Origin of the sequence: Achromobacter sp. SD115 (assembly GCF_017355315.1) — a bacterium.
GTDB classification, from domain to species: domain Bacteria; phylum Pseudomonadota; class Gammaproteobacteria; order Burkholderiales; family Burkholderiaceae_B; genus Achromobacter; species Achromobacter xylosoxidans_B.
This window is the reverse complement of sequence record NZ_JADIJM010000003.1, coordinates 413,794-436,433: the sequence shown is the minus strand read 5'-3', so window position 1 is coordinate 436,433 and position 22,640 is coordinate 413,794. Positions and strand designations below refer to the sequence as shown.

Genomic DNA, 22,640 nt, shown 5'->3' with positions numbered 1-22,640 from the left:
CATGAAAAAAACCATGCATTTCCTCCGCCGCCATCTGGCGCCCACGGCCGCGCTGCTGGCGCTGGTGACACTGGCGGGCTGCGGCAATCTGAGCCGGATCGATGCGGCGGGTTCCGCCGCCGACCCGGTGTTTCCGGATCCTGCGTCGGCCAGGCCGCCGGGCGGGGTCTGGCCCAATCTGGACAACCTGCGCACCGTACGCACCGGGATGAGCAAGACCCAGATGTACCTGCTGCTGGGGGTACCCCATTACCAGGAGGGCATATCCGGCGTGAGGGAATGGGACTATCTGCTTCGCCTGCCCGTGGCGGGCAGAGAGCAAACCTGCCAATACAAAGTGCTGTTCGATAGGAATGGGCTGACCTCCGAATTCCATTGGAAGCCGGAGGCTTGCGCCCAGGCGCAGGCGGGTTAGCCGGCAGCCGCCTGATCAATCGGATTTCCTTCTTCCATTTCCCACGCCGGACTGGATCTCCGCCGGCCTTTCGACACTTCAAACACACATATATGCAGACCGCTCTTCGTTTCGCGCTCGTCGCTTCGTCGGCAATCTTGTTGGCGGCGTGCCAGCCTTTGAAATCGCAGCAGGCGCCAGCTGCCGCGCCGGCTCCCGCGGCAGCGCAGCCGCAGCCGCAGCCGCAGCCTGCGTCGGCTGTCGACTTCCGTCTGGTGCAGGCCAAACCCGCCGCGCAGCTTCAAGCCATCCGCGTCAGGGGACAAGTGCTCCACATACTGCCCACGCCGGTCTTGACGCGCGCGGATCTGGCCAGCGTCGTCCCGATGAAGACGAAGGAAGGAGCCGCCTTCCTGCGCCTGCAGTTCACCCCCGAAGGCGCGGGCAAGCTCGGCGAGATAACGCGGCGCAATGTCGGCAACTGGCTTTTGTTCACGGTGAACAATCAGTTCGTCGAGCTGCCGCGCATCGGCGGGCCGGTAGCCAACGGCGTGATCGACATAGGCATGGGATCGGAACAGAACGCCATCAATGTCGCCAATCTCATCGTGGGCGCGCCGCCTGCCAACGCGCCGGCGTCCGCGCCTGCCAATCGGCGCTAGAGGCTGTCAGGGACCTGATGCGGCGCGCCGCGCAAACAGGCCTGACGCGGGCCGCCGATGGTGGGTATCGGGTCGGGCCAAGCGTTCAGCACGCTGGCCGCAAGTAGTATTGCGCTCATCGTATCGATAGAAGAACCGCGCCATGATCATCCTGGAAACCGACCATCCTGAACGCCTCTGGGCCCGCATTCAGAAAGCGGTATCCGAACGCCGGTTCGAAGGATGGGAGGCGCATTCCGATGTACAGCTGGCGCAGATGGACTGGCCGACCCGCTATGCCAATCTGCGCCTGCGCGTGGGGTACCGGCGGGATTCATGCGAACTGCGCCTGCATGACCTCAGCGGGGATCGGCGCTTGCCCGCGCAGGCACTGTTCATCTACCAGAAGAGCCTGGGCGCGCAACTGTGCAACATGTTCGCGGCGAGTATCAAGAATGCGAGAATCAGCGTGCGGGAACAGAACAGGGGCGGGGGCAAGCGCAAGCTGCGCATGGCGGCGGAGTTCGTCCCCCAGCGGTTCGAGCATTGCATAAACGGCAATGACCTTGCCGAATACCGCTTCCAGTGATGCCGCGGCCCGCGCTGCGCGAGAGCCCGCCTTGCCGGCGTCCCGGTCCGGCGCATTTGCGCAGCCCCGCCGCCGCGGACTAGACTGGCCGCTTCTCATACATTCACGCACTCCGCCATGGCCCTGCATAGCTGGCTCATCTACCTGGTCGCCGTCATCGGCTTGTCGGTGACTCCTGGGCCGAATACCCTGCTTGCGCTGACGCATGGCGCGCTGCACGGACACCGCAAGGCGTTGTGCACCATTGCTGGCGGCGCGGTGGGATTCGTGGCGCTGATCGCCTTGTCGATGCTGGGCATCAGTGCCTTGCTCAAGGCCTGGGGGCCCGCGCTGACGGTGCTGAAGTGGGCGGGCGGCGCCTATCTGATCTGGCTGGGCATTCAACTCTGGCGCGCGCCGGGCGTGCAGTTGCAGCCCGCCCCAAACATGCCGCGCATAAGCGGCGTGCGCATGTTCAGCCAGGGTCTCCTGTCCGCAATCTCCAATCCCAAGGCGCTGCTGTTCTATGGCGCCTTCCTGCCGCAGTTCATCGATCCGGCCCGCAGCCTGATCACGCAGTTCGTCATCATGGCCGCGACCTTCGTGGCGGTCGAGTTCTTGGTCGAGTACGTGCTGGCGCGGCTGGCGCATCGCGTGCGCCCCTGGCTGGAACGCTCCGGCCGGCGCTTCAACAAGGTGTGCGGCGGCCTGTTCGCCGCCATGGGCGCTGCGCTGCCGGGATCTTGACCGCTGCGGACAGGGCGCGGTAATCCGGGCAGCCTCGCGGCTTCATTCCTCAAGCAACCATAAGCCAGACTCCGGGTCGACGACGGCGCGCGCGCCGTTTATCCGGACCTGTTCCTCGTCCAGCCGCGACGCCGTCGCGGCATCGATGTCGAATTCGATGCCGAGCGCGCTTGCGACGCGGGCGTCCTCGATCGGCAGTTCCCAGGTCAGGAACAACTGCGCCAGATCCAGGTCCTCCGCGAAGTCGGCCTCGTGAAAGCCCGTGCCGCGGCGCAGGATGACGCCATGCGGTTGGCCGGTGTCGAAGAGCATGGCGGTGCCGCGGACCAGGGGGATGCGCAGGCCGGTGGCCGGGAAATGCACGTCCAGGCCCCGGTCTTCGCTCAGGAACAGATTGCAGAAGGCGGCGCCGCCATACTGTCCGCCGTCATGGTGGTAGCGGGCGCCGCGGCAGGCCATGAGGGCGATGTCGGCGGATGCCAGCACCTCGGGCAATCCCAGTTCTCGTGTCCAATCGCGCATGGCCTGCGGGCACAGGCTGTATTCAGGCCAGCGCGCCTGAGTGCGAGCCAAAGGCATTTGTTCGACGTCCCCAGGCTCCAGGAAAAGGCGCGAGGCCATCTCGCGTTCCCAATCCGCCAGCACGCGCTGGGGCGGCGCGGGCAGGTCCAGCGTGCCGGTCAGCACGGTGCCGCCGACGCTGCGGCTGCGCATGGCGTCGCCGCTCCAGTAATAGGACGTCAGGCGATCGGATGAGCGTTGCGGTGGCGGGACGGGGAGCATCGGAAGCGGGAGGATCCGGGCGGGCATAGTTGCGCCGAGCCGGAATCCGCCCGGAAAACGGCTGTGGAAAGCCGTTATCTTAACGGCGCCCCTTTTGCGCCCCGCCCGGCGGGCGCATGGCAAGGACGTTAGTCCCCCATCAGCGCGGCCAGCCGCTCCCCCTCGACCGCCAGCCGGTACGCGCGCTTCAGGTAAAGCTGGGCGTCGTGCTCCCAGGAGAACCCTATGCCGCCATGCACCTGGATGGAGAGCTTTACCGCGCGCCGCGCCGCGCTGGCGGCCAGGCGGGCGGCCAGCGCCGCAAGCTCGGGATCAGCCTGGGCGCGCGCTGCCTGCAAGGCCTCCACGGCATAGCGGCTGTTGTCCAGGCCGGTCCAGGCGTCGACCAGGGCGTGCTTGATGGCCTGGAACTGTCCGATGGGCCGGCCGAACTGTTCGCGCTCCTTGGCGTAGGCGATAGCCAGGTCCAGCGAGGCTGCTGCGGTGCCCACCAGTTGCGCCAGCAGGAAGGCCAGATGGTGCTGCAGCGCAGGCAGAACCTGCGCCGCGGGCAGTGCGGCCTGCGCCAGGGCAGGGCCGCGCAGGCGGGCCAGCGCCACGGTGGGATCCAGGCCCTGCACCGATTCGAGCATCGCCGGGTCGTAGCGCGCCAGCAGCCAGCCCTGCTGCTGCCGGCTCAGACGCAGATACTGGGCCGTGGGGCCGTAGGCGTCGATCCAGCCCTGCTCGTCGCCAGCGCGGTCGCAGCGGATGCTGGCGGGATGCGCGGCCAGGTCCAGCACCACTTCCGACAGGGCGGGCGTTTGCTGCAGCAAGGCGCTGGCGAGAAAGGCCGAAGCGCCATACGGCAGGGTGAGCAGGGCGCGTCCGGCCCATTCGCCCATGAGCGGGGTGCCGGGGCCGTACTCGGCCTGGAAGGCTTCCGATCCGGCTTCCAGCCAGCCCCCTTCGGCCAGTTCCTTCCACAGGGCGCGCTGGGCGGCGTCGTCCGCCGGCAGTGCGCGGCGGGCGTAGGCGGCGGGATGCTGCTGTTCCAGCAGGCGGCCGAAGGTGGAGGACAGCAGTGTCCTGATTTCGCTATGCATGTTGTCCCCTGTCCTTGGGCAGGCCGAGCAGGCGTTCGCCTACGATATTGCGTTGGATTTCCGAGGTGCCGGCCACGATGGTTTCGGCGCGCGACCAGAGGAATTCGCGCAACACGCCGGCCTCCTTGGCATGGGGGGCGCCGGCCTGCGGGCCGAGGATGGCGGCCTCGCCCAGCAGCTCCACGCGCTGTTCCCAGATGCGTTGGCGGGTTTCGCTCCACAGCAGCTTGAGCATGGCGCCGTCGATGCCGGGCGTGTTGCCTGCGGCGACCTCGCGCAGCACGCGGTCCACGCGCCAGCGTATGACCCGGCACAGGTCCGCGAGCTCGCGCACGCGCCGCGCCTGCACGGCGCGTTCGTCCTCGGCCAGCGGGGCTTGCGCCAGCGCCGTGGTCAGTTGCTGAAGCTCGTCTTCCAGCAGGACGACGCGCGGCATGAAGTAGATGCCGCGCTCGTACTCGGCGGCGGCCATGGCGATGCGCCAGCCCTCGCCGGGTTCGCCCAGGATGCGGCCTTCAGGCACTGGCGTGGCGTCGAACAGCACTTCGTTGTAGTCGGCCTCGCCGGTCATCTGGCGTATGGGCTCGACCCGCACGCCTTCGGCCTGCATGTCGATGAGCATGAAGCTCAGGCCACGATGGGCCTGGCTGTCGGGATCGGTCCGCACCAGGGCGAAGCACCACTTGGCCAGATGCGCCTGGGTGGTCCAGATCTTGCGGCCGCTGACGTTCCAGCCGGCGGCCTCGGCTTTGGCGCGGGTGCGCACGGAAGAGAGGTCGGAACCGGTCTGGGGTTCGGAGTAGCCCTGGCACCAGATCTCGCTGCCGTCGCGGATGCCAGGCAGGAACTGCGCCTTTTGCGCGGGCGTGCCGAAGCGCAGCAGGGTGGGCGCCAGGATGGCGTGCGCGATGCTGTTGATGGGCTGTGGCGCATGCAGGCGCGCGCACAGTTCGTGGAAGGCGATCAGCGTGGCGGTGCTGAGTTCGCGGCCGCCATACTCGCGTGGCCAGGTCAGCGCGATGAGGTCGGCCTCGCATAGTTTGCGGTTCCAGGCCAGGCGGCATTCCTGGGTGTGCGAGGCGGTGACCGGATACTGCTCGCGCAGCTGGGCCAGCGCGGCGCGCAGCCAGGCCTCGGCGTCTTCGAGAAAATGTTCGGTGAGTATCATGGTTGAGAGCGATCAGGAGTTGGGATGCAGGACGCGGGGCGGGCCTTCGACACGAATGGGCGCGTCGATCCAGCGGCCCAGGTCTGAAGGCGGCAGGCCGTCGACCAGAGCCAGCGGCACGAAGGCGCCGTCGCGCACGTCGAAGATGCCGATATCGGTGTAGACGCGTCCGACCACGCCGGCGCCGGTCAGGGGCAGTGTGCAGTGGCCGCGCAGGCGCGGCGCGCCGTCGCGGGTGAGTGCTTCCATCATGACCCAGACGTTGCGCGCGCCCACCGCCAGGTCCATGGCCCCGCCCACGGACGGCATGGGATCGTCCGCGCCTAGCGACCAGTTCGCCAGGTCGCCGTGGCAGGACACTTCGAAGGCGCCCAGCACCGTGATGTCGATGTGGCCGCCGCGCATGATGGAAAAGGAATAGACGTGATCGAAGATGGCGGCGCCTGCGGTCAGCGCGATGGATTGCTTGCTGGCGTTGATGAGGTCGCCGTCGGCGGTCTCGTGGTCTTGCAGCAGGCGCATGCCGAGGATGCCGTTCTCGCTGTGCAGCTGCACGCCGCGCGCCGGATCCAGGCGGTCGGTGACCATGGTGGGCATGCCTATGCCCAGGTTGACCACGGCGCCGGCCGGCAGATCGCCGGCGACCAGGGCGGCCAGTTGCTCGCGTGACAGTCGTTTCATTGCGGGCTCCCCAACAGGCGGTGCACGAACAGGCTGGGCGTGACGATGGCGTCGGGGTCCAGCGCGCCGCAGGGCAGGATCTCTTCGACCTCGACGATGGTGCTGCGGGCCGCCATGCACATGACCGGACCGAAGTTGCGCTGGGCGCGCCGGTAGACCAGATTGCCAAGCTGGTCGGCCCGATGCGCGCGGATGAAGGCGAAGTCCGCGCGCAGCGGCTCTTCCAGCACATAGCCGCGGCCGCCGAACACGCGCGTCTCGCGGCCTTCGGCCAGGGGCGTGCCGTAGCCTGTCGGCGAGTAGAACGGCCCCATGCCCGCGCCGCCGGCGCGGATGCGTTCGACCAGCGTGCCTTGGGGCATGACTTCCACTGCCAGCTTGCCGGCCTGCACCCGTTCGCGGATCACGTCGTTGCCCGGCATGCGCGGGTAGGAGCAGACGATGCGGCTGACGCGGCCCGAGGCCACCAGGGCGAGGAAGCTGGCTTCACCGGCGCCGGCGTTGTTGTTGATCAGGGTCAGGTCACCCACGCCTTGCTTGGCCAGCAGGCCAGCCAGCAGGCGCGCGGGGATGCCCGAACCGCCGAAGCCGCCCACGAAGATCACAGCGCCGGATTCCACGTCGCGCAGGGCGTCGCCCACGTCGGCGCAAGTCTTGTCTTTCATTGTTCCTCCTCGGCCCAGGCCGCGCGGCCTTGGGCGCACAGGGCGCCGGCTTGATGGCATGCCAGGGCCACGCCTTGCGGCTGGCGCCATAGCGACACCGCGACCTCCAGGCCGGGATAGACCGGCGCCATGAAACGCAGGTCCAGTTCGCCCAGCCGCAGACCGGGCAATTGCCGCAGGCCGGCTTCCAGGGCGCGGTTGACCATGCCCAGCAGCGCCGCGCCGTGCAGGATGGGGCGCGCATAGCCCGCCCGCCGCGCGCTGACCGGGTCCACGTGCAGCGGATTGCGGTCGGCGTTCAGGCGGTATAGCGCGCCCTGGTTGCGGCTGGTGGGCAGGACGATGATGCTGTCCGGCGGCGTGGCGGGCGGCGCGGGGATGGGCGCGGCCAGCGCGTCGCTGAGCGCGGCGTCGCCGCCCGAGTAGCCGCCGTCGCCGCGGCAGATGTTCAGTTGTTCGATGACGGCGATTTCCTGTCCCGTGGCGGCGTCGCTCAGCGTGCGCCGCGTCACGACGAAGGCGCCAGGGCTTTTGTCGGCGATGCGCGCGACTTCCATCTGGCATACGACATCGCCGGCGGCGGGCAGGCGGCGCGGGAAGCGCATGCGCTGTTCGCCATGCACCACCTGGCTCCAGTCCAGGCCGTGGCGCGGATCGCGCATCCAGAAGCCGGGATAGGCCAGCACGCAGGCCATGGCGGGCAGGGCGCGTAGTCCCTGTTCGTAGATGAATTGCGTTTCGTCGCCGACCGTCTCGTCGTCGGACAGGCCGGCGCCCACGCCCAGGGCGTAAAGAATGCAGTCATCCTCGCCGTAGGCCTGGCGCTCCGGCGCGAAGACGTGCGACTTCAGGCTGCGGTAGTCCAGCGCCATGGCAGCCTCAGACCGGATCCCAGGCGAACACCTGGGCCGAGGTGTCCAGCGGCATGAACGACGCGCGCAACGCGGCCATGCCGTGCTCGGCGATGCTCTCCGTGGTCCAGCCATCCGAGCGATGCACCGAACGCACCGGGCGCGACTGGCTCATCAGGAAGATCTCGTTCAGGCGGATGGCGAACACCTGCCCGGACACCTCGGCGGAAGCGTCCGAGGCCAGGTAGCAGATCAGCGGCGCGATGGTTTCCGGACCCATGCGGCGGATCTTCTCGACGTGGCGCGCTTGTTCCTCGGTCTTGGCCGGGATGGTCTCCGTCATGCGGCTCCAGGCCAGCGGGGCGATGCAGTTCGAGCGCACGTTGAAGGCGGCCATGTCCAGCGCCATGGCCTTGGACAGGCCGACGATGCCGAGCTTGGCGGCGCAATAGTTGGCCTGGCCGCGGTTGCCGATGACCGCCGAGTTGGAGGTCATGTTGATCAGGCTGCCTGCGCCCTGTTCGCGGAAGTGGCGGGAGGCGGCATGGCTGAGGTTGAAGCAGCCATACAGATGCACCTTGACCACGGCATCGAAGTCCTCGGGCGTGAGCTTGTGGAACATCTTGTCGCGCACGATGCCGGCATTGTTCACCACCGCGTCCACGCGGCCATAGGTGTCGGCGGCGGCCTCGATGATGCGCTGCGCGCTGGCGTATTCGGCCACCGAGTCGCCATTGGCGATGGCCTCGCCGCCCGCTGCGCGGATTTCCTCGACCACTTGCGCGGCCGTGCTTTGCGAGGCGCTGGTGCCGTCCAGCGACACGTTCAGGTCATTGACCACCACGCGGGCGCCTTGCGCCGCCAGGGCCACGGCTGCGGCGCGGCCGATGCCGTTGGCCGCGCCGGTGACGACCACTACTTTTCCTTCCAGCATATTGAGTCTCCCTCAGTCCATCCAATTGGTCAGCACGGTGGTGGCCTGGGCGCTCAGCACCCCGCCGTTGCCGTGCACGAGCGCGGTGCGCGCATTCTTGACTTGCCGATCGCCGCATTCGCCGCGCAGTTGGCGTACCGCTTCCACCAGGCCGAACATGCTGTACATGCCCGGGTGCACGCAGGACAGCCCGCCGCCGTTGGTGTTCACCGGCAGCTCGCCGCCGGGAGCGATGCGTCCGCCGGACACGAAGGCGCCGCCTTCGCCTTTGGCGCAAAACCCCATGTCCTCAAGGAACAGGATGGGATTGATGGTAAAGGCGTCATAGAGCTGCACCAGGTCGATATCGGCCAGCGCCACGCCGGCCCGCTCGCGCGCCAGGTCGGCGCTTTGCCCGGCCACGGTGCGCGTCAGGTCGGCCATGCAGGCGATCTGGCGATGCGAGTGCGCCATGGCCGTGCCTTGCACGTACACGGGCCGGGCGGCCTCGACGCGTTCGGCGGCGGTAACCACGATGGCGCCCGCGCCGTCTGTCACCAGGCAGCAGTCGCGCGCGGTCAGCGGCGAGGAGATCACGCGCGCGGCCAGCACGTCGGCGATGGACAGCGGTTCGCGCTTGTAGGCTTCCGGATTCAGCTGTGCCCAGGCGCGCGCGGCGACCGCCACTTCGGCCAACTGTTCGCGGGTGGTGCCGTATTCATGCATGTGGCGGCGCGTCGCCAGCGCGTAGCTGGTGGGCGGGTTGAAGGGCTGGAACGGCTCCTCGTAGGGAAACGGATCCAGCCGCGCGCGAGCGCCGGAGGTCGCCGAGACGCCGTTGCCGCCGCGCGGCGCGGCGCCGTAGGCGATCACGATATTGCGGCACAGGCCGGCCTGGATCGCCGCCGCGGCGATCAACAGGTGCCCGACGAAGGAGGCGCCGCCGATCTGGGTGCTGTCCATGAAGCGCGGGTACAGGCCCAGGTACTCGGAAAGCTTGTTCAGCCACATCGATGAGGACAGGCTGGCGCTCATCAGGCCGTCGATGTCTTCCATGCGCAGTCCGGCATCGCGCACGGCGGCGTGCACTGCCAGGGAGGTGATCTCCAGGTCGTTCAGGCCGCCCGCATCGCCTATGCCCGCCGTGGCGCAGCCGGTGATGGCGATGGCGCCACGCAGGTTCTTGTTCCAGTCCGTCATGGCGCTTCCTTTCCAAACACCACTCGGGCGCGCTGCGGGTCGGGCCGGGCCGTCAGCCGCATGCCGATGCGCGGCTCGCCTTCGTCCAGCAGCGTGGACATCATGCGGAAGCCTTCGTCCATGTCGGCCAGGATGACGTTGCGCGCGGGCGCCTGCGGCGTGGCGGGGATTTCCGAATAGGAATAGAGCGTGGCGCCGGCACGCATGGGCCGCCAGGCATATTCCTGCGAACGGCAGTGGGTGCAGTGCGTGCGCGGGAAGAAGAACGAGAGGCCGCAGCTGCGGCACACCTGGACCTCCAGGCGTCCCGCGCGCAGCGCCTCGGCAAAATAGGCTTCCGGCGACAGCGAGCCGATGCGGACCTCACTCATCCTTGACCCCGGCCTGGGTGATGACGGCCTGCCACTTGTCCATTTCGTCGCTGACGAACTTCTGATACTGGCCCAGATCCATGTCGCCCGGCTCGGAACCGGTGGAGCGGATGTACTCCTGCGTGGCCGGCTGCATCACCGATTTGCGGATCTCGCTGTTCAGCGTCTGCACGATGTCGGCGGGCGTGCCGGCCGGGGCGTAGACGCCTACCCAGGTGCTCAGGTCGAAGCCCTTGTAGCCCAGCTCGTTGAGCGTGGGCACGTCGGGATAGCGCGACTGGCGCTGGGCCGAGGCGATGGCCAGGGGCACGATCTTGCCGGATTGCAGATAGGCGTTGGCGGTGACCGACTCGGCCATGCCGACGGGCACCTGTCCCGACACCAGATCCGTCATGGCCGGGCCCGCGCCGCGATAGGACACGTGCATCAGCGGCAGGCCGCTTTGCGCGCGCAGCAGTTCGCCGACGATATGGGGCGCGCCGCCGGCGCCGGCCGTGCCGTAGGGCACGGAGGGCTGCTTCTGCGCATAGCTCTTGAAGTCCGCGAAAGTCTTGATGCCCAGGTTGGCGTTGACCAGCAGGAAGTTCGGGCTGACCGCCAGCAGCGCGACCGGGGCGAAATCCTTGCGGGCGTTGTAAGGCAGCTTCTTCAGCACGGGGTTGATCACGTGGCTGGTCGCGCCCACCAGGATGGTGTAGCCGTCCGGCTTCTGCCGCGACACGTACTCGGTGGCGATCTGGCCGGTGGCGCCCGGCTTGTTTTCGACCACGAAGGGCTTGCCCAGGCGGGTTTGCAGATCGGCCGCGATGCGGCGCGTCAGGATGTCGGTCATGCCGCCGGGGGCATAGGCCACCACCAGGGTGACGGGTTTGGCCGGATAGGTCTCGGCGGCGGCGATGGCGGGAACAACGGCGAGCAGCGTCAGCAGCTGCTTCAGGCCAGGCTTGAGTGTCATGTCGGAGGTCTCCTCGTGCTGCGGGCTGATTTGCCCTGCATGGTTATGGCGTCGAGGTGACCGTCTGGATAGCGCGTGGGGTGCGGGGCCTCGACGCGCTAATGATGGAAGCGGTCCATCATGCAAACAATTGATTAATTGTCATGAAGGCATTCAGGAAAGAGATTAATCGCCGGCCGCGGCGGGCTGTCCCTGTTCACCAAGATGCGCTTCAAAGGCGGCAAGAAATGCCGCTGCGGCGCGCGACAACCGGTAGTCGGCCCGGCGCAGGATGGACAGCTCGTGCTGGGCCTGGGGCCGGTCGGCGATGCACAGCGCCTTCAGGCCCATTTCCTGGCAGACCTTGCGCACGTAGCCCGGCATGACGGTAATGCCCATGCCGCCGCGGATCATGGCGAAGGCCGTGGTCAGGCTGCCGGTCTGGGCCACGCTGCGCACCGTCAGCCCCTGGTCCTGCAGGATCTGGTCCATCTTGCGGCGCACGGTGTAGGTGCCGCGCAGCAGGATGTGCGGGTAGCGGGCGAGTTCGCGCCAGCGCGTCTCGTCGCGCTGCGCCAAGGGGTGGCCGGCGGGCACCACGGCATACATGGGGCCGCGATAGACCACGCGGCAGTCCAGCCTGGGGTCCTGGCTTTCCATCGCCACCAGCCCCAGGTCGGCCTTGCCGTGCAGGACATGTTCGGTGGCCTCGTCGCCCGTGAGTTCATGCAGGTCGAAGACGATGTTGGGATGGAGTGCATGGAATTGCGTCACCACCGGCGCGACCAGCGTGTGCATCATGATGGGCGAAGCCGCGATGGAGACCTCGCCGCGTTCCAGCCCGGCCAGGCTGCTCAGGCTGCGTTCGGCCGCGCGCAGCGAACCGAAGGTTTCCTGGGCATAGGCATACAGCTCGGCCGCGCCTTCCAGCAGTTCGACGCCGCGCGCCGAGCGCTCGAACAGCGCCATGCCTATCGCCTTCTCCAGTTCGGAGCAGAGCTTGCTGACGGTCGACTGCGTCAGGTTGAGCGCCTCGGCGGCGCGGGTGAAGTTCTTCAGCTCGTACACGGCGCAGAAGGCCCGGAGCTGGCGCAGCGTGATACCCATGGTGCGACTCCCGCAAGAGGCGGCTATCGTAACCAAGCCGCCGGGGCTTCGGTATTTATTCCATTTAAGACTTATTTCATGAAAATTACTCGTTTGTTGTGATGAAACCGTACCCTTAGCATCGATGGCCATAACCCTAGCTGGAGTTTTCATGACTGCGCCTATCCCTGCTTTCGCCCATGCCCTCGTGACCCGCGACGAGCGCGGCGTCTATACCCTGCAGATCCACGACGCCAAGAGCCTGAACATTCTGGCCTCGTCGGTCACGCTGAGCCTGACCGAGGCCGCCCGCTGGATCGCGGCCCAGGACGATGCCCGCGCCGTGGTCATCCGCGGTTCGGGCGAACGGGCCTTCGTGGGCGGCGCCAACATCTATGAGATGGCCGAGCTTGATCCGCAGGGCGCGCGCGAGTTCATCACCCGGCTGCGCGATCTGTGCGACGCGGTGGCTGCGATCCCCGTGCCCACCATCGCCCGTATTCCGGGCTTCTGCCTGGGCGCGGGCATGGAGTTGGCCGCCGCCTGCGACATCCGCCTGGGATCGAAGGACGCGGTCTTCGGCATGCCCGAGGTGCGCGTGGGCATCCCGTCCGTGATCCACGCCGTGCTGCTGCCGGCCATCATCGGCCCCGGACCCACCAATTGGCTGCTGCTGACCGGCGAGACGGTGGACGCTGCGCAGGCGCAGCAGTGGGGCTTCCTGGAATTCGTCAGCGAAACCGGCGCGCTCGACGCGCTGGTCGAACGCACGGTGGCGCCCATCGCCGAAAGCGGCCCGATCGCGGTGCGCTCGCAGAAGGCGCTGCTGCAATACTGGAGCGAGTCCACCGTGGAAGCCGGCCTGGACCGCAGCGTGGCCGCGTTCGGCGAGGCCTTCACCACCGACGAGCCGCGCCGCTACATGGCGCCCTTCGTCAACCGCAAGAAGCAGCAGGAGGCCAAGTAATGGCTGGCCCGCTCGCGGGCGTGCGGGTCGTCGACATGACTTCGGTGGCCATGGGGCCGTACGGCACCCAGATCCTGGCCGACATGGGAGCGGAGGTGATCAAGGTCGAGGCGCCCGAAGGCGACGTGTTCCGCACCTCGGCCCCGGCGATGAGTCCGGGCATGGGGCCGGCCTACCTGAACCTCAACCGCAACAAGTACAGCGTGACGCTGGACGCCAAGACGCCGGCCGACCGCGACAGCCTGCTGCGCCTGATCGACGGCGCCGACGTGTTCGTGTCCAACGTGCGCCCGGCGGCGCTGGCGCGCCTGGGCCTGGACGCTGACACGCTGCGCGCGCGCAATCCGCGCCTGATCCATTGCTCGGCGGTGGGCTTCGGCCAGGACGGCCCCTACGCCGCGCGTCCGGCTTTCGACGACATCATCCAGGCCATGAGCGGAATGGCGGACCTGCAAGGCCGCAACAGCGGCGCGCCGGCCTACGTCAACACCATCATCGCCGACAAGGTGGCGGGGCTGACGCTGGCGTACGCGATTCCCATGGCCTTGTACGAGCGCGAGCGTTCGGGCCAGGGGCAGGCGGTCGAAGTCCCCATGTTCGAAACCCTGGTCTCCTTCACCCTGGTCGAGCACATGAGCGGGCACAGCTTCGTGCCGCCGCTGGGACCCATGGGCTACAGCCGGGTGCTGTCGCCGCAGCGGCGTCCCTACCGCACGCTTGACGGCTACCTGGCTTTGTTGCCCTATACCGATGCGCAGTGGCGGCGCTTCTTCGCCCTGGCCGAACGTGCCGACCTGGCGGCGGACCCGCGCTATGTCGACGCGACCTCGCGCGCGCGGCACTTCGACGAGCTCTACCAGGACCTGGCGGACATCGTCGCGCTGCGCGGCACCGGGGAGTGGCTGGCGCTGCTGGCGGACGCGGACATCCCGCATTCGCGCGTGAACACGCCGGAAGCCCTGTTCGAGGATCCGCACCTGCAGGCGACGGGGTTCTTCCAGCGCGTGGAGCACCCGACCGAAGGGCCTTTGATGGCCGCGGGCATCCCGGTGCGCTTTTCGCGCACGCCGGGCGAGATCAAGCGCCAGGCGCCGCGCCAGGACGCCGATCGCGATATGCTCGAGCCTGCGCGCTGAGGCCGGCATGGCCGGCGGCGCCTGGCGGCGACTTCGACCATGAACATCACTCTCAAGCAATTGCGCGTGTTTTGCGCGCTCTACGAACTGCGCAGTTTCACGGCGGCCGCGCGCGCGGCCTTCGTGACCCAATCGGCCGTCAGCAAGCTCTGCGCCGAACTGGAGGCCGAGGTCGGCCAGCCGCTGTTCGAGCGCTCCACCCGCAGCGTCACGCCCTGCGATGGCGCGGCGGATTTCTATGCCTACGCCCAGGAAATCCTGGGCACCGTGCGCGCCGCCGAGCGCAGCATGTCGGGCCTGCGTACGCTGGAACGCGGCACAGTGGGCGTGGCCACCTCGCCGCTGATGATGGTCGGGTTGCTCGGCGAGGTGGTGGCCGACTATCACCGCGCCCATCCCAGCGTGAAGCTGGACCTGTTCGAGCTGTCCACCGACGACACCATAGAACACGTGCGCAATGGCCGCGCCGACTTCGGCATCGTTTCGGTCGAAACCCCTTCGGAAGAACTGGCCACGCGGGTTATCTACCGCGACACCATGTATGCAGTGTGCGCGCCGCGCCACGCGCTGACGCGCAAGCGTTCCGTATCATGGGCCGATGTGGCCGCCCATGACCACATCATGCTGCGCAACGTGTACAGCGTGCGGCGCAGCCTGGACCGCGTGGCGGCCGACCTGAACCTGGAATTCCGTTATCGCATCGAGGCCGGCATGCTGGTCTCGGCGCTGAAGCTGGTCGGCGCGGGGCTGGGGATAACCGTGGTGCCCGGCTATGCCTGCGACCTGGCGCGGCAGCTGGGCTTGCGCATCCTGGAGATCGACGGCGCCCGCAAGCACGGCCACGAGCTCTGGCTGATCCAGCGCCGCAACGCGCGTCTGTCGTTGGCGGCTTCAGCCTTTTTGCAGGCCACCGAAGACTATCTGCGCGAGCGCCAGTCTGAAAGTAATTAATCCAGGTTTGGAATAAGTCTATGAAAATTAGTCCCTTGTTGGGATAAGCGGGTCGCAAGCATCATACGGTCAGAGTTAAAGAGGCCGACCCGCGGCCCCTGACAGGAGACAAGCATGAATCGACCGTTCGGCGTCCGCCGCCGCCTGCTGGCCGCTGGCAGCCTCACCGTCCTGACCGCGCTGGCTGGCGCGCTGCCGCCCGCGGCGCTGGCGCAGGGCGCGTATCCCGACAAGCCCATCACCATCGTCGTGCCGTTCTCGCCGGGCAGCGCCACCGACACCAGCGCGCGCATCATTGCCGAAAAGCTCGGCCCGCGCCTGAACGTGCCGGTCGTGATCGAGAACAAGCCGGGCGCGTCCGGCACCATCGGCGCCTCGTTCGCCGCGCGCGCCCAGCCTGACGGCTATACGCTGATCCTCACCAGCAGCTCGACGCACTCGGCCACGCCGGCGCTGTTCCGCAAGCTGCCGTTCGATCCTACTGGCGACTTCACCCACGTCATCCGCATCGCAACCATCCCGATGATGCTGGTGGTGCGCGAGGATGCGCCGTATAAATCGCTGCAGGAACTGGTCAAGGCCACGCAGGCCAAGCCCCTGAACTACGCCTACGGCTCGCCCACCAGCCAGATCGCCGGCGCCACTTTCAATACCGTGGCCGGCGCCGCCGCCAATGGCGTGCCCTACAAGAGCCAGCCGCCGGCCGTGACCGACCTGCTGGGCGGCCACGTCGACTACCTGTTCGCCGACCTGTCCGTGGTCACCTCCTTCATGCAGGCCGGCAAGCTGCGCGGCCTGGCCTACACGGGCCATGAGCGCGCCAAGGAATTCCCCGGCGTGCCGACCTTGGCCGAGCTGGGCTATCAGAAGTTCGACCTGGTCGTGTGGGTCGGCGTGGCCGTGCCGGCCAAGACGCCCGACGCCATCGCGCAGAAGCTGAACCAGGAAGTCGCCGCCATTCTGCGCGAGCCTGACGTGCTGCAACGCTTCGAATCCCTGGGCATGCAGGTCTCGCCCAATACCGTAGCCGAGCACCAGGCCTTCGCGCAATCGCAGCGCCAGGTCTGGACGCAACGCGCGATCGACGCGAAGATCGAACCGCAGTAAGCGGCGGGAAGCCGCAGGAAGCAGCAAGGGCGTCGGTGGGCGCCCTTTTTTTTGCTCTTTTCTTGTGGTTGTTGCTGCTGTTGCGGTTGCGCTTCGTAGGTCGCCCGTCGGCGCGGGCGGCGTGGCGGCTCGCGCCCACGATTGCGGTCCGGAGCGTTCGCTCCGGACTCGCCTCGGCGGCCCCCCCCGTCGTCATCTTCGTCCAGGCCTGCGGCCTTCCCTTCAGATTCCCTCGGGCGCATCGAGGTTGCGAGCCGCCACGCCGTCCGCGCCGACGGGCTGCCGCTGTCTTGGCCTGGTGCGCTGCTAGAGCCGTGGTTAGTGGCGAGTCTTTTACTGCCCGTCATTTCCGGCCGCGCGGGCGGCCGGAAATGACATACGTGTTTTTTTGAATTTCGAGCGTGCTCGCTGTCGCGAATGTGGGTAGTCGCTTTCTGAAGGCATCACCGCCTTCCCTCGAAAGCTGAAGGCCATCAGCGAACCGCTCACCGCATCCGCGCCATTGAACACAATAGAAATTCAATAAATCACGTATGTCATTCTCGGCCGCCCGCGCGGCCGAGAATGACGGGCAACCCAAACCTCGCCCCTGACCACGGCTCCAGCAGCGCAACAAACCAAGATTCAAGTAGCGCGTCCGCGCCGGCGTGCGGCCTACGAAGCGACGCGGCGCGGGGCGGTTCCAACCCCGCGCCTTTGCGTACTCAGAAGATCTCGAACAACCCCGCCGCGCCCATGCCGCCGCCCACGCACATGGTGACCACCGCATACTTGGCGCCACGGCGCCTGCCTTCCAGCAGGACATGGCCGGTCAGGCGCGCGCCAGTCACGCCGAAAGGATGGCCCACCGCGATCGAACCGCCGTTGACGTTGAGCCGCTCCATCGGAATGCCCAGGCGGCGCTGGCAATACAGCGCCTGCGAGGCGAAGGCCTCGTTCAGCTCCCACAGATCGATGTCCTCGACCTTGAGTCCATGGCGTTCCAGCAGGCGAGGCACGGCGTAGACCGGGCCTATGCCCATTTCGTCCGGGGCGCAGCCGGCCACGGCCAAGCCGCGGAAGGCGCCCAGCGGTTCCAGGTTGGCGCGTTCGGCGTCGCGGGCGTCCATCAGCACGCAGGCCGAGGCGCCGTCGGCCAGTTGCGAGGCATTGCCCGCGGTCACGTAGCGGTCCGGGCCCATGACGGGCGTCAGGCCGGCCAGGCCTTCAGCGGTGGTGGATGCGCGGTTGCAGTTGTCGGCGCTGACGGTGACGTCTTCGCGGCGGGTGGCGCCCGTCGCCTTGTCGGTGATTTCCATGGTGGCGCGCACGGAAATGATCTCGTCGGCATAGCGGCCTTCGCGCTGCGCCGCGGCGGTGAGCTGCTGGCTGCGCAAGGCAAAGGCGTCCTGGTCCTCGCGGCTGATGCCGTAGCGCTGCGCCACGATATCGGCGGTGGCGATCATGGGCAGGTAGAGGCCGGGGATCTGGTCCTGCAGCCAGCTGTCGATACCGCTGACGCCGTCGTCGCGCGTGCGCAGCAGCGAGCAGCTTTCCACGCCGCCGGCCACGACCGGGCCGGATTGGCCCATGACCACGCGCGCCGCCGCATCGGCCACGGCCTGCAGTCCGGAGGCGCAGAAGCGGTTGACGGTGGCGCCGGCGACGCTTTGCGGCAGGCCGGCGCGCAGCGCTGCCTGGCGGGCCACGTTGCGGCCGGTGGTGCCTTCCGGGTAGCCGCAGCCCAGTACCACGTCTTCGATGCTGTGCGGATCCACGCCCGCGCGTTCCACGGCTGCCTGGATGGCGTAAGAGGCCAGGGTCGGCCCCTGGGTGATGTTGAACTCGCCGCGCTTGGACTTGGTGAGCGGCGTGCGCGCGGTGGCGACGATGACGGCTTCTCGCATGATGCGGCGATTCCTTATTGGGGTTGGTTCAGTTTGCCGAAGGTCGCGCCTGCGCGCGCCAGGCGCCGCAGCAGTTCGGAGGGGGCCCAGAACGCCGCGTCTTCCTTGGCATAGGATTCGATGTCGGCCAGGACGGCCGCCAGGCCGACGTCGTCGGCGTATTTCATGGGGCCGCCGCGCCAACGCGGAAAGCCGTAGCCGTTGACCAGCGCGGCGTCGATGTCGGCGGGCCGCAGCGCGATGCCGTCGTCCAGCACCTTGGCGGCCTCGTTGACCAGCGCGGCCATGTAGCGCCGCACGATGTCCTCGTCGCTGAACGGGCGGGCTTCGATGCCGCGCGCGGCGCGTTCCTGGTCGATCAGCGCCAGGACTTCAGCGTCGGGCTTGCCGCGCTGGCCGCGTTCAGGGTAGAGGTAATAGCCCCGGCCGGTCTTCTGGCCGAACCAGCCGCGTTCGCACAGCCGGTCGGCCACCTGTACGTAGCGGGCTTCGGGCGGGCGGGTGGCGGCCTTGCGCTTGCGCGTCGCCCTGCCGATGTCGCCGCCGGTCAGGTCGGCGGTGCGGAACGGTCCCATGGCGTAGCCGAAGCGTTCCAGCGCCTGGTCGATCTGGTAGGGCGAGGCGCCGTCTTCCATCATGTGGTTGGCGGCTTCGCGGTACACGTAGAGAATGCGGTTGCCGATGAAGCCGTCGCACACGCCGGCGCGCACCGGCACCTTGCCCAGTCGCCGCGCCAGCGCGAAGCCCGTCGCCACCACGTCGTCGGCGACCTGCTCGGGCACCACGATCTCCAGCAGCTTCATGATGTTGGCGGGCGAGAAGAAATGCAGCCCGATCACGTCCTGCGGGCGTGAAATGCTGCGCGCGATCTGGTTGATGTCCAGGTACGAGGTGTTGGTGGCCAGGATGGCGCCAGGCTTGCAGACCCGGTCCAGTTCCGCGAACACCTGGGTCTTGACTTCCATGTCCTCGAACACCGCTTCGACTACCAGGTCGACCGAGGAAAGCGCGGCGTAGTCGGTTGCCGCGCTCAGGCGCGACAGGCGCTGCTCGCGCGTGGCCGCGTCGAGCCTGCCCGAGTTGACCTGCCGTTGGTAGACGCCGTCGATCCGCTCCTGGCCGGCCTGCAGCGAGGCGGCGTCGCGCTCGATCAGCGTCACGTCCAGGCCGGCATCCAGCATGGCCACGGCAATGCCGGCGCCCATGGTGCCGCCGCCGATGACGCCGGCGTGTTGCACGGGACGCGGCCGGGTCGCGCCGGCTGGTGATTTCCCGGCCTGTCTTTCGGCGAAGAAGGCATGCGCCAGACCCTTGTGCTCGGGGCTGGCCACGCATTGCAGAAAGGCCTCGCGCTCGACCTTCAGGCCCTCTGCCAGCGGCAGTTCAAGCGCGGCTTGCAGGCAATCCAGCAGCAGGCGCTGGGCCGGCAGGGAATGGGGCTTGGCGGCCAGGCGCTCGCGTTGCGCCGCCACGGCGGCCAGCCCGGCCTGCTTGTCGACGGCCGCGGCGGCGCCGCGGCGCGCGGCGTCATTGTCTGCGCACAGCGCCCGTGCCTTGCGCACGGCGCAGTCCAGCAGGCCGGCTTCGTCGCAGACCTCGTCCAGCAGGCCCAGCGCCAGCGCGGCCTTGCCGTCCACGCTACGGCCTTCCAGGATCAGGGGCAAGGCAGCCGCCGCGCCGATCAGGCGGGGCAGGCGTTGCGTGCCGCCGCCGCCGGGCAGCAGGCCGAGCTTGACCTCGGGCAGGCCCAGCCTGGCGTTGGCGGCGCCGACGCGGGCATGGGCTGCCAGCGCCAGCTCCAGGCCGCCGCCGAGGGCCACGCCTTGCAGCGCGGCGACGATGGGCTTGCTGCTGGCGGCGATGAGATTGGCGACGTCGCCGGCCCAGGGCGCCTGCCTGGGTTGGTCGAATTCGCGGATGTCGGCGCCGGCGCTGAAGTTGCCCCCCGCGCCGTGCAGCACGATGGCTCGCACCGACGCATCTTGGGCGGCGGCCTGCAAGGCTTCATGCAATTGCTGGCGCAGGGGATGGTCCAGCGTATTGAGGGGCGGGTGGTTCAAGCCCAGCAGCAGGACGTCGTCCTGTCGCGTGGCCTGGATGCGTTGGTTTGCGGGGGTTGCCATGGCGAGATAGGAAGGAATGATCAAAGCGGATGTCAGGCGTCGGCGGGCGCTGCCAAGCCTTCGGACAGCAGGGCCAGATGGTCGTCCTGCGAGCCGAAGGCCGCGTCGCAGCACAGCAGCTTGCGGTAGTAGTGGCCGATGGGATATTCGTAGGCCATGCCCATGCCGCCGTGCACCTGGATGGCCTGGCCGCCCACGTGGCGCGCGCTGCGGCCCACGGTCAGCTTGGCCAGGCTGAGATCGCGCTGCGCCTCGGCATCGCCCGCGGCGGCTTCGTCCGCGCGCAGCGCGGCCAGCAGGGTCATGGAACGCGCCCGTTCGGCCGCGATCAGCATGTCCACGTAGCGGTGCTGCAGGACTTGCAGCGCGGCCAGCGGCTTGCCGAACTGGCTGCGTTCGTGCAGATAGTCGCGGCAGATTTCCAGTGAACGTTCGATGGCGCCCAGCGCCATCGCGCAGCCGGCCGCCAGGCCGCGGTAGACGGCGCGCAGCAGCAGGGCTTCGGCTGCTTGGCCGCTGGCCAGGCAGGCCGCGGCCGGCGTGTTTTCGAACACCAGGTCGGCGCTGCGGGTGCCGTCGGCCAGCGGGGCGCCGGTACGGGTCAGCCCCGCGGCGTTGCCTTGCACCAGCAGCAGTTCCAGGCCAGCTTCGCTATGTGCCGTCACCACCAGCCAGTCGGCGTCCGCGCCGTTGTCCACCAGCGTTTTGCGGCCGCTTACGCGCCAGCCCTGGCCGTCGTGTTCGGCGCGGGCATCCGCCTGCAGCGGCGCGAAGCCGCGATCGGTTTCGGTCCATGCCAGGGCCAGGCTGGCCTGGCCGGCGATTGCGGCTTCCAGCGCCTGCGCGGCAGGCGATCCCGCGGACGCGCCCGCCAGCAGCGGCGCCGCCAATACCGAGCTGGCCAGCAGCGGTTCGGTGCTGAGCGCGGCGCCCGCGCCTTCCATCAGCAGCATGGTTTCCTGCGGCCCCAGGCCCAGGCCGCCGTCGTCCTGCGGCACGGTGAGCCCCAGCCAGCCCAGTTCGCCCATGGCCTGCCAGGCTGCGCGGTCGGCCGTGGCGGGGTTGGCCAGCCGTTCGAGATGACGGTCGAAGCCGTAAGCGGTCGAAAAATAATCGAACACGCTCGCGCGGATCATCGCTTGTTCGTCGGAGAGGTTCAGATTCATGGCGTGTCCTTGCTTATTTCTGGAATCGGCTCTTGGCGATTACGGACTTCTGAATTTCGGAGCTGCCGCCGTAGATCGTGGCCACGCGGTTGAACAGGTGGTCGCCCAGCAGGCCGTGCGCCGTGGCATCGCCGATGGGCGACTGGGTGTAGCGGCCGGTGTAGACCATGCCGTAGCGGCCGGCGAGGTCCAGCAGCAGTTCGGTCAGGGCCTGGCAGATCTCGGAGCCTTCGATCTTCAGCATGGAAGAATCGGCGACGTCGAAGCCGGACCCCGGGCGGTAGGCTGACAGGGCGCGCAACTCGGTCAATTCCAGTGCGCGCAGGCGCGCCTCGATGTCGCACAGGCGCTGGCGGTAGATCGGGTTGTCGATGGGACGGCTGCCGTCGGCCAGCGGATGCGAGGCCAGGCGTTGCGCGCGCGCCAGCTGCATGCGCGAGCGGCCGACGCGGGCGATCATGGCACGCTCGTGGCCGAGCAGGAACTTGGCGTAGGTCCAGCCTTCGCCTTCCTTGCCGACCAGGCCGGACTTCGGCACGCGGACGTCGTTGAAGAACACTTCGCAGATGCTGGCGCCTTCATCGATGGTGCGCACCGGCCGGACCTCGATGCCCGGCGTCTTCATGTCGAGCAGCAGGAAGGAAATGCCTTGCTGTGGCTTGCCGGTGTCGCTGGTGCGGGCCAGGCAGAACATCATGTCGGCATGGCGTCCGTGGGTGGTCCAGGCTTTCTGGCCGTTGAGCAGATAGTGGTCGCCGCAATCGACCGCGCGGGTGCGCAGCGAGGCCAGGTCGGAGCCGGCGTTGGGTTCCGAAAAGCCCTGGCACCACCAGGTTTCAGAACCGAGTATGGCGGGCAGGTATTGCGCCTTCTGTTCGTCCGAACCGAAGGTGTAGATCACCGGGCCGACCATGGAAATGCCGAACGGAATGGTCTCGGGCGCGCATTGCAGGGCCAGCTCGTGCAGGAAGATGCGCTGTTTGCCCAGGCTCCAGCCGGTGCCGCCGTACTGCACGGGCCATGCCGGCGCGATCCAGCCCTGGCGGTGCAGATGCCGCTGCCAATCCACGTATTCGTGTTTCTCCAGTTTCTCGCCATACAGCACTTTGCGGCGGACGCCTTCGGGCAGGTGGGCCTGCGCGAAGCTGCGGACTTCCTGGCGGAATTCCCGCTCTTCGGGCGTGATTTCAATATCCATGGTGATGATCGCTCTATGG

At 68.1% G+C, this 22,640-nt stretch carries 23 protein-coding genes; 8 read left to right on the top strand and 15 right to left on the bottom strand.

The window, feature by feature from the left end; genetic code table 11:
* The first annotated feature begins 13 nt into the window (after positions 1-13).
* From IPU70_RS06785 to IPU70_RS06770, 4 genes are all read left to right on the top strand, one after another.
* Entirely contained in the window at positions 14-415 is a 402-nt protein-coding gene (locus tag IPU70_RS06785; RefSeq protein WP_207465970.1) for an outer membrane protein assembly factor BamE, read from the top strand.
* A gap of 158 nt (positions 416-573) precedes the next feature.
* Positions 574-1,056: a preprotein translocase subunit SecD gene (locus IPU70_RS06780; RefSeq protein WP_207465968.1), complete on the top strand. Its 483-nt coding sequence runs from the start codon at positions 574-576 to the stop codon at positions 1,054-1,056.
* 142 nt (positions 1,057-1,198) lie between these two features.
* On the top strand, positions 1,199-1,624 hold the full coding sequence (locus tag IPU70_RS06775) for a hypothetical protein (RefSeq protein WP_207465966.1): 426 nt from the start codon (positions 1,199-1,201) through the stop codon (positions 1,622-1,624).
* A 117-nt stretch (positions 1,625-1,741) separates the two neighbouring features.
* Positions 1,742-2,350 carry a LysE family translocator gene (locus IPU70_RS06770; protein ID WP_207465964.1) on the top strand — a complete coding sequence of 203 codons (609 nt, stop codon included), beginning with the start codon at positions 1,742-1,744 and terminating at the stop codon, positions 2,348-2,350.
* A gap of 42 nt (positions 2,351-2,392) precedes the next feature.
* Here IPU70_RS06770 and IPU70_RS06765 read toward each other — a convergent pair whose 3' ends face one another.
* The 11 genes from IPU70_RS06765 to IPU70_RS06715 all read right to left on the bottom strand — a co-directional run bounded on the left by IPU70_RS06765 (position 2,393) and on the right by IPU70_RS06715 (position 12,108).
* Entirely contained in the window at positions 2,393-3,133 is a 741-nt protein-coding gene (locus tag IPU70_RS06765; protein ID WP_207465962.1) for a hypothetical protein, read from the bottom strand.
* 128 nt (positions 3,134-3,261) lie between these two features.
* A complete protein-coding gene (locus tag IPU70_RS06760) occupies positions 3,262-4,218 on the bottom strand; it encodes an acyl-CoA dehydrogenase family protein (protein ID WP_207465960.1) in 957 nt (318 codons plus the stop codon).
* Positions 4,211-5,386 (bottom strand): acyl-CoA dehydrogenase family protein, encoded by a 1,176-nt coding sequence (locus IPU70_RS06755; RefSeq protein WP_207465957.1) that lies wholly within the window; start codon positions 5,384-5,386, stop codon positions 4,211-4,213. The genes IPU70_RS06760 and IPU70_RS06755 overlap by 8 nt, the downstream gene beginning before the upstream one ends.
* Before the next feature lie 12 nt (positions 5,387-5,398).
* Entirely contained in the window at positions 5,399-6,067 is a 669-nt protein-coding gene (locus IPU70_RS06750; RefSeq protein WP_207465955.1) for a CoA-transferase, read from the bottom strand.
* Positions 6,064-6,732: a 3-oxoacid CoA-transferase subunit A gene (locus IPU70_RS06745; protein WP_207465954.1), complete on the bottom strand. Its 669-nt coding sequence runs from the start codon at positions 6,730-6,732 to the stop codon at positions 6,064-6,066. The genes IPU70_RS06750 and IPU70_RS06745 overlap by 4 nt, the downstream gene beginning before the upstream one ends.
* Positions 6,729-7,604 (bottom strand): MaoC/PaaZ C-terminal domain-containing protein, encoded by an 876-nt coding sequence (locus IPU70_RS06740; protein ID WP_207465951.1) that lies wholly within the window; start codon positions 7,602-7,604, stop codon positions 6,729-6,731. Before IPU70_RS06740 ends, IPU70_RS06745 begins: the two co-directional genes overlap by 4 nt.
* 7 nt (positions 7,605-7,611) lie before the next feature.
* Positions 7,612-8,517: an SDR family NAD(P)-dependent oxidoreductase gene (locus IPU70_RS06735; protein ID WP_207465950.1), complete on the bottom strand. Its 906-nt coding sequence runs from the start codon at positions 8,515-8,517 to the stop codon at positions 7,612-7,614.
* Positions 8,518-8,529: 12 nt separating this feature from the next.
* The gene (locus tag IPU70_RS06730; protein ID WP_207465948.1) at positions 8,530-9,696 is read right to left on the bottom strand and encodes an acetyl-CoA acetyltransferase; all 1,167 of its coding nucleotides are present in this window, start codon (positions 9,694-9,696) and stop codon (positions 8,530-8,532) included.
* Positions 9,693-10,067, bottom strand: a complete 375-nt coding sequence (locus IPU70_RS06725) for a Zn-ribbon domain-containing OB-fold protein (protein ID WP_013396006.1) — start codon at positions 10,065-10,067, stop codon at positions 9,693-9,695. The genes IPU70_RS06730 and IPU70_RS06725 overlap by 4 nt, the downstream gene beginning before the upstream one ends.
* Positions 10,060-11,022: a tripartite tricarboxylate transporter substrate binding protein gene (locus IPU70_RS06720; protein ID WP_013396005.1), complete on the bottom strand. Its 963-nt coding sequence runs from the start codon at positions 11,020-11,022 to the stop codon at positions 10,060-10,062. Before IPU70_RS06720 ends, IPU70_RS06725 begins: the two co-directional genes overlap by 8 nt.
* 165 nt (positions 11,023-11,187) lie before the next feature.
* Positions 11,188-12,108 carry a LysR family transcriptional regulator gene (locus IPU70_RS06715; RefSeq protein ID WP_207465946.1) on the bottom strand — a complete coding sequence of 307 codons (921 nt, stop codon included), beginning with the start codon at positions 12,106-12,108 and terminating at the stop codon, positions 11,188-11,190.
* A 151-nt stretch (positions 12,109-12,259) separates the two neighbouring features.
* On the opposite strand from IPU70_RS06715, the gene IPU70_RS06710 reads away from it, so the two are divergent.
* From IPU70_RS06710 to IPU70_RS06695, 4 genes are all read left to right on the top strand, one after another.
* The gene (locus IPU70_RS06710) at positions 12,260-13,054 is read left to right on the top strand and encodes an enoyl-CoA hydratase (protein ID WP_207465944.1); all 795 of its coding nucleotides are present in this window, start codon (positions 12,260-12,262) and stop codon (positions 13,052-13,054) included.
* On the top strand, positions 13,054-14,190 hold the full coding sequence (locus IPU70_RS06705; RefSeq protein WP_207465942.1) for a CaiB/BaiF CoA-transferase family protein: 1,137 nt from the start codon (positions 13,054-13,056) through the stop codon (positions 14,188-14,190). The genes IPU70_RS06710 and IPU70_RS06705 overlap by 1 nt, the downstream gene beginning before the upstream one ends.
* Before the next feature lie 39 nt (positions 14,191-14,229).
* Complete coding sequence (locus IPU70_RS06700; RefSeq protein ID WP_207465940.1) at positions 14,230-15,141, top strand: LysR family transcriptional regulator; 912 nt, start codon at positions 14,230-14,232, stop codon at positions 15,139-15,141.
* Between the two features lie 114 nt (positions 15,142-15,255).
* A complete protein-coding gene (locus IPU70_RS06695) occupies positions 15,256-16,248 on the top strand; it encodes a tripartite tricarboxylate transporter substrate binding protein (RefSeq protein ID WP_207465939.1) in 993 nt (330 codons plus the stop codon).
* A 704-nt stretch (positions 16,249-16,952) separates the two neighbouring features.
* Here the strand turns inward: IPU70_RS06695 and IPU70_RS06690 are convergent.
* The 4 genes from IPU70_RS06690 to IPU70_RS06675 are packed head-to-tail and all read right to left on the bottom strand — an operon-like array spanning position 16,953 to position 22,621.
* Positions 16,953-18,134 carry an acetyl-CoA C-acyltransferase gene (locus IPU70_RS06690; RefSeq protein WP_207465938.1) on the bottom strand — a complete coding sequence of 394 codons (1,182 nt, stop codon included), beginning with the start codon at positions 18,132-18,134 and terminating at the stop codon, positions 16,953-16,955.
* A gap of 14 nt (positions 18,135-18,148) precedes the next feature.
* Entirely contained in the window at positions 18,149-20,257 is a 2,109-nt protein-coding gene (locus IPU70_RS06685) for a 3-hydroxyacyl-CoA dehydrogenase NAD-binding domain-containing protein (RefSeq protein WP_207465937.1), read from the bottom strand.
* A 32-nt stretch (positions 20,258-20,289) separates the two neighbouring features.
* The gene (locus tag IPU70_RS06680; RefSeq protein ID WP_207465936.1) at positions 20,290-21,423 is read right to left on the bottom strand and encodes an acyl-CoA dehydrogenase family protein; all 1,134 of its coding nucleotides are present in this window, start codon (positions 21,421-21,423) and stop codon (positions 20,290-20,292) included.
* A gap of 13 nt (positions 21,424-21,436) precedes the next feature.
* Complete coding sequence (locus IPU70_RS06675; protein ID WP_207465935.1) at positions 21,437-22,621, bottom strand: acyl-CoA dehydrogenase family protein; 1,185 nt, start codon at positions 22,619-22,621, stop codon at positions 21,437-21,439.
* Positions 22,622-22,640: the final 19 nt, after the last annotated feature.